This is a genomic window from Thiolapillus sp. (assembly GCF_048562965.1).
Classification (GTDB): Bacteria; Pseudomonadota; Gammaproteobacteria; order Chromatiales; family Chromatiaceae; genus Thiolapillus; species Thiolapillus brandeum_A.
On the sequence record NZ_JBHNMF010000206.1, the window covers coordinates 1 to 5,594 of the forward strand.

6 protein-coding genes and 2 pseudogenes are annotated in these 5,594 nt (G+C 57.3%); 5 read left to right on the forward strand and 3 right to left on the reverse strand.

All coding sequences use genetic code 11. The features are described from left to right. The coding region (locus ACOCD2_RS11340; RefSeq protein ID WP_419625697.1) for a hypothetical protein at window positions 1–191 on the reverse strand (191 nt) is incomplete at its 3' end. A 16-nt stretch (window positions 192–207) separates the two neighbouring features. Between ACOCD2_RS11340 and ACOCD2_RS11345 the strand changes: the two are divergent. From ACOCD2_RS11345 to ACOCD2_RS11365, 5 genes and pseudogenes are all read left to right on the forward strand, one after another. After that, window positions 208–1,233: pseudogene (locus tag ACOCD2_RS11345) on the forward strand (AMP-binding protein); the annotation flags it as partial. Between the two features lie 67 nt (window positions 1,234–1,300). Beyond that, window positions 1,301–1,693 (forward strand): annotated as a pseudogene (locus ACOCD2_RS11350) (AMP-binding protein); the annotation flags it as partial. Between the two features lie 59 nt (window positions 1,694–1,752). Then, window positions 1,753–2,199: an AMP-binding protein gene (locus ACOCD2_RS11355; protein WP_305800997.1), complete on the forward strand. Its 447-nt coding sequence runs from the start codon at window positions 1,753–1,755 to the stop codon at window positions 2,197–2,199. Continuing rightward, complete coding sequence (locus ACOCD2_RS11360) at window positions 2,196–3,206, forward strand: amidohydrolase family protein (protein ID WP_293647473.1); 1,011 nt, start codon at window positions 2,196–2,198, stop codon at window positions 3,204–3,206. The genes ACOCD2_RS11355 and ACOCD2_RS11360 overlap by 4 nt, the downstream gene beginning before the upstream one ends. Then, window positions 3,193–3,654 carry an FAD-binding oxidoreductase gene (locus tag ACOCD2_RS11365; protein ID WP_293647471.1) on the forward strand — a complete coding sequence of 154 codons (462 nt, stop codon included), beginning with the start codon at window positions 3,193–3,195 and terminating at the stop codon, window positions 3,652–3,654. Before ACOCD2_RS11360 ends, ACOCD2_RS11365 begins: the two co-directional genes overlap by 14 nt. Window positions 3,655–3,667: 13 nt before the next feature. On the opposite strand, the gene ACOCD2_RS11370 is transcribed toward ACOCD2_RS11365, so the two are convergent. Further along, window positions 3,668–4,609 carry an MBL fold metallo-hydrolase gene (locus tag ACOCD2_RS11370; RefSeq protein WP_293652610.1) on the reverse strand — a complete coding sequence of 314 codons (942 nt, stop codon included), beginning with the start codon at window positions 4,607–4,609 and terminating at the stop codon, window positions 3,668–3,670. After that, window positions 4,600–4,875, reverse strand: coding sequence for a hypothetical protein (locus tag ACOCD2_RS11375; protein ID WP_295390580.1), 276 nt, complete (start codon window positions 4,873–4,875; stop codon window positions 4,600–4,602). The genes ACOCD2_RS11370 and ACOCD2_RS11375 overlap by 10 nt, the downstream gene beginning before the upstream one ends. Between the last annotated feature and the right edge of the window lie 719 nt (window positions 4,876–5,594).

A 5,594-nucleotide genomic window follows, 5' to 3' on the forward strand; every position in this document is an offset into this window, starting at 1 on the left:
GTGCCTTGCGCCAGAGGGAAAACAAAGTAGGCCTCCGAACGCGGCGTCCAGTCATATGGGAGCCAAGTACGGAGCAGCAACGAGCTTGCGAAGTTGTTGCGTAGTGCTGGGTGACCAGGACGGCTGGGGCACCAATAGGTTGTCAAAGGCCGAGTCGATTTTGGGGACTGGGATGTCCCAAAATCTATCACGAGGCCGAAGACACGCTTGAAGTTCTTTGGCGTTATTCCCATTGCAGCAGGCCACAGCAGGGAAGCCCTGGAGCAGATCGCACAACTGCTCAAGGCGGGCGAGGTTGTGTGTCTTTTCCCCGAAGGTGCCATCAGCCGCAATGGTCATCTCGGGGAGTTCAAAACCGGCTTCGAACGGGCGGTCAGCGAGCTGGATGAAGATGATGCAGTAATCCTGCCGTTCTACCTGCGCGGCCTGTGGGGCAGCCGCTTCTCCCGCTCCAGCAGCCAGTTGCAGGAAAACCGCAATACCCGGCTGCGCAGCCAGATCATCGTGGCTTTCGGCAAACCCATGCCCATACATGCCACGGCAGTAGAGGTAAAACATCGTGTTTCGGAAATCTCCATCGATGCCTGGGAGCAGCACACGAAGCACCTGGATCCCCTCGCGCTGGCCTGGCTGAAAACAGCGAAAAAAAGAGGCTCGGCTATCACCGTGGCGGAAGCGAGGGGAAAGCAGACGCTTTCCTCCCGGCGCTTCATGGCAGGTGTTTTCACTTTTTCCAGACTGATGAAAAAGCGCAGCCCCGAACAGAACATCGGCCTGTTGATTCCCACGAGCACCGCAGGTCTGATGACCAACATGGCGGCACTGTTGCTGGGAAAGACCGTAGTGAATCTGAACTACACGGCAAGCCTGCAGGCACTGCAAAGCAGCCTCGACAAGGCAGAAATCAGGAGCATCTACACCTCACGCCAGTTCATCAAAAAACTGGCAGCCCGCGGGCTGGATATGACACCCCTGTTTGCTCATGTGGATGTCTACTATCTCGAAGATCTGGCCGGAGAAATCAGCACTTTGGGAAAACTCTGGCTGCTGGTTTGCGCCACGGTGTTGCCCGCAGGCTGGTTGTATATGCTGTATGGGCGCAGGATACCCATTGAGGCGCCGGCGGCCATTCTTTTCTCCAGCGGCAGCGAAGGCGAACCCAAGGGCGTGCTGCTGAGCCAGCGCAATATCATGGCCAACATCCGCCAGGTATCCGATGTACTGGACACACAGGCCGATGACACCATCATGGCAACCCTGCCCCTGTTCCACGCCTTTTGGGCTGACGGTCACGGGGCTGATGCCTCTGGTGGAAGGCATCCCTGCGGTCTGCCATCCCGATCCTACCGATACGCCAGCCATCGCCAAGGGCATTGCCACATACAATGCCACCATCCTGTGCGCCACTTCCACTTTCCTGCGCCTGTTCACTGCCAACCGCCGGGTGCATCCCCTGATGCTGGCGTCCCTGCGCGTCGTGGTCGCGGGGGCTGAACGCCTGAACCCCGAGGTGCGTGATGCCTTCAAGATGAAGTTTAACAAGGAGATCTACGAGGGCTACGGTTCCACGGAAACCACGCCTGTCGCCAGCGTGAATATTCCCGACCGCCTCGATCTGAACACCTGGAAGGTACAGGTGGGCAACCGCCCTGGCACCGTGGGCATGGCGCTGCCCGGCAGCAGCTTCCGCATCGTCGATCCCGACAGCCTGCAGACACTGCCCGTGGGCGAGGATGGCCTGATCCTGTTCGGTTGCTCGGCTATCTCAAGGCGCCCGAGAAAACGGCCGAGGTCATCGTCGAGCTGGATGGACGGCGCTGGTACAGGACCGGTGACAAGGGCCACCTGGATGCCGACGGTTTTCTCACCATCGTCGACCGTTACTCACGCTTCGCCAAGATCGGCGGGGAGATGATCAGCCTGGGCAGCATCGAAGGCAGCATCAGCGTGCTGCTTCCGGAAAACGTGGAAATCCTGACGACCACGGTCAGCGATGAGAAAAAGGGCGAGAAAGTGGTACTGCTGTTCAGTGGTGAGTTGGACGAGGCACAGATGAAAGCACTGGTCGGCGATTCCGGCCTGAAGCCACTCATGCGTCCTTCTGTGATCATCAAGGTTGAGGCCATTCCAAAACTGGGCAGTGGCAAGAGCGACTTTGGCACTGCGAAAAAACTCGCCAGGGAACATGCCGGCTCATGAAGACTGTCGATACCCACACCCACCTGCTCAGCCGTGATGTTCGTTTCGACCGGCTTTTCGACAAGATCGCGGTGCGCTTCTTTGCCAGGAATCTCGGCGTGGACCCCACAGCACTGAAGGACAGACCCTGGGAAACCTACGTGCAGGCCATGGCGGAAGCCGTGCGCAACTCCACCTACGTCGAGAAGACCTGCCTGTTCGGCGTGGACAGCCGCGTGGATGCCAGGGGGCGGGAAACCCACCGCGACCGTACGGTTTGTGCCGGCAACAGCGACGTCATCGAAGTGGCCCACCGCTATCCCGACCAGTTCATTCCCTTTTTCTCCATCAATCCCCTGCGTCCGGATGCCCTCGATCTTATCGATGAATATGTGGAAAAAGGCTGTGCGGGCGCCAAGTTCCTGCAGAACTACTGGCAGGTGGATCTCAACGATGAAGCGCTCGTGCCCTACTACAGGAAACTGCGCGACCTGCGGCTTCCCCTCATTGTTCATATCGGCAGTGAGTTCGCCATCGAATCGAAAAAACAGTATGAAGGCAGCAACATGCTGCGCCTACCGCTGCAAGCCGGAGTCACCGTGATTGCCGCGCATATGGGCCTGGGACAGATTGGACACTGGCGAGCACCCTGGCGCAATCTTTCGCAAAATCCGGTATGGTTCGACCGGGATTACTTTCACATTCTGGAGATGCTCGAGGTACACGAGAACCTTTATGGCGATCTCTCCGCCATGCTCTTACCCTTGCGGGCGCGTGCACTGAAACATCTTGCCGGCCAGCAACAGGTGCATCACAAGCTTCTTTTCGGCACCGACTACCCCGTGCCCTTCACTATCCGCTTCAACACCCACCGGTTGGAGCGGGAAGAGAAGAAGCGCATCGCCGGCATTCAGAATCCTTTCGACCGTTACGCCGCTGCGCTTCTGTCATTTTTCCCGGAAGACAATCCGCTGTACACTAACCATCAACGTATTCTGACGCCCCCGCATCCCCATGAGCAGGATTAAATCATTTCCCCGTGCAGGCATCCTGTTGTTGCTGACAGTCTGTTGTTCCCTGGCAATGGGTGCTGACCTGAAACCCTTTCGCAGTGATGGCTGCAGTGACTTTCCCAACGGCACCTACCAGCAACGGAAACTGTGGCTGCGCTGCTGTTACCAGCATGACCTTTCCTACTGGCAGGGCGGTACGAAACTGCAGCGGCTGGTCGCCGACCATGACCTGGAGCAGTGCGTCCGTTCTGTCGGTGAGCCGACCATCGCCAAGCTGATGCTGGCGGGTGTTCGTGTGGGTGGGAGTCCGTACTGGCCAACCTCTTTTCGCTGGGGATATGGCTGGCCCTATATGCGTGGATACAAACCGCTGAGTGCTGATGAACGGCGCCAGGTCGAGGCCATGCTCAAGCGCCAGGCGCCAGAGCTGGCATCCATCCTGCAACACCCCACGAAAAGATAAGCATCCGTTTCCGTCAGGGTCTGAATACATCCAGATCCCTGGGAAACAGGATCTCTCCCTTGTAGTGCTTGCGGATCAGCGCCAGGTTTTCTTCCTTGCGCCCGGCGCTGCGTTTCATCAGGTGTGTCAGCAACAGTTTTTTCACCCCGGCATCGGCAGCCAGTTTACCGATGTAGCCGGGTTTCATGTGAAGCAGTTGTCCGGCGCCGGTTTCATCTTCCGGAATGGCGTTGTGTGCCACCAGAATATCCGAGCCCCTGGCCAGGTCCGGCATGGTGTGGAAGCGCCCGCTCATGTCTCCCGTGAAGCTGATGACACAACCGGCCAGCTCAACGCGGTAACCCAGTGCCGGCAATACCGCATGATGCACGGAAACAGCTTTCACACGGATGCCACGGTGCGCATAGACCTCATGCTCATCCAGCAGTTTGTAGGACGAGGCCACGGTCTTGGGCAGGATCTTGTAGCTACTCCCCGCATCAGGGTCGATGAAGGAACTCATGTAGGGATACACGCCGGTATCCTTGCCGAAGAAGCGCAGGAGAAACTGATCGGTAGACGGGAGATAGTCGTTGCCGCTGGGACCGATCAACACGAGATCACGCTTTCTGTCGGTGAAAAAACCACCTTTGACATAGGCGGGAAAATCGGCGCTGTGGTCGATGTGAAAATGACTGAACAGAAACAGATCCAGGTCTTCATAGCGCGCACCCGAATGCTCGAAGTTCTGCACCGTACCAGGCCCGGCATCGATCACCACTCTGGCCCTGTCATCCAGCCATAGCAGATAGCCAGTGGATGCCTGCCCGTCCCACAGTTCCGGCCCCCGGGTACCCAGCATCTGCAGTTTCACGCGTCCTGACTGACACTGGGCAGAACCTGGGGATGTGGACAACAATCCAGTCAGCAAAAGCACCAGCACCAGGTAGTTCTTGCTCATATTGTTCATTCGCATGGTACCTCCTCAGCACCCCAACCTATGACCGTATCCATACCCGGATCCCAGTCCTCTCTTTGTATTTCAAAACCTGCCCTGTGCACCAGGAAGCATCTGTCCTTTTTGCCAAACTGGCTGAAGCGCATCACCCGTGCACCACCGTGGCCATCATACGCCTGTACACGGTAATTGTTGCGCACGAGGGTGTTCGCAGAAAACGTTTCTGCCGAAACACCTTCCGGCAGCATTGGCGAAAAATGCTTTCTGTCATCCCACTCAGGCAATCGGTAATCCCGAACGGCCTGTTTGAGCCGGCTTGCATCCATCCCTGCCGGTTCCGGACTGCTTTCAGCAATGGCCTGTGGCTGGTCAGGCTGTCCGGGTTTTGACCGAGGTAGCGGATCGGCAGCTTTCGGGGGTTCATGGGTGTTTACCGGAGCGATCCTGGGTTCCTGTGCTGGTGTTTCGGGTAATGCCGGAGCAGGCTCCGGAGCCGGCAGCAGGCGCCTCAGTTCCACCGCAATGACAGGAGAGGTTTCGATGGGTACAGGATATGCTGTTTGCAATCGAAGGGGGAACTGCAACATAACAAACAGGTGCAGCAGGCCGGCAAGTATCAGCCACAGTGCAAAAGCTGGCAAAGCATCCTGTCTTGACGCTACGTCATCCATAGTCTCGTATCACAAACCGCAACTACAATTTGACCGATAACAGCAGGCGCTGGTTCCCTTGAGCAGTTCTTGAAACAACCCCGCCTTATTCATGGTGGATCGCGGATTCTGGCACCGGGCTGGTGCGGCTGAGCGCCGCTCTGGAGCGAAAGTGGTAGCCGTAGCTACCACTTGAGTGAAGAGCAAGCTCAGGCGTGCCAGAACGAGTCAGGGCCGTGATAGGCTGAAGCCGTTCACCGGCCAGGTGAAACGACTTAGTTACCGTCTATAAATAGCTATCTTTTTCGGGCAGCTCCAGATAATTAGCGCATGCCAATATACTGAATTAATTA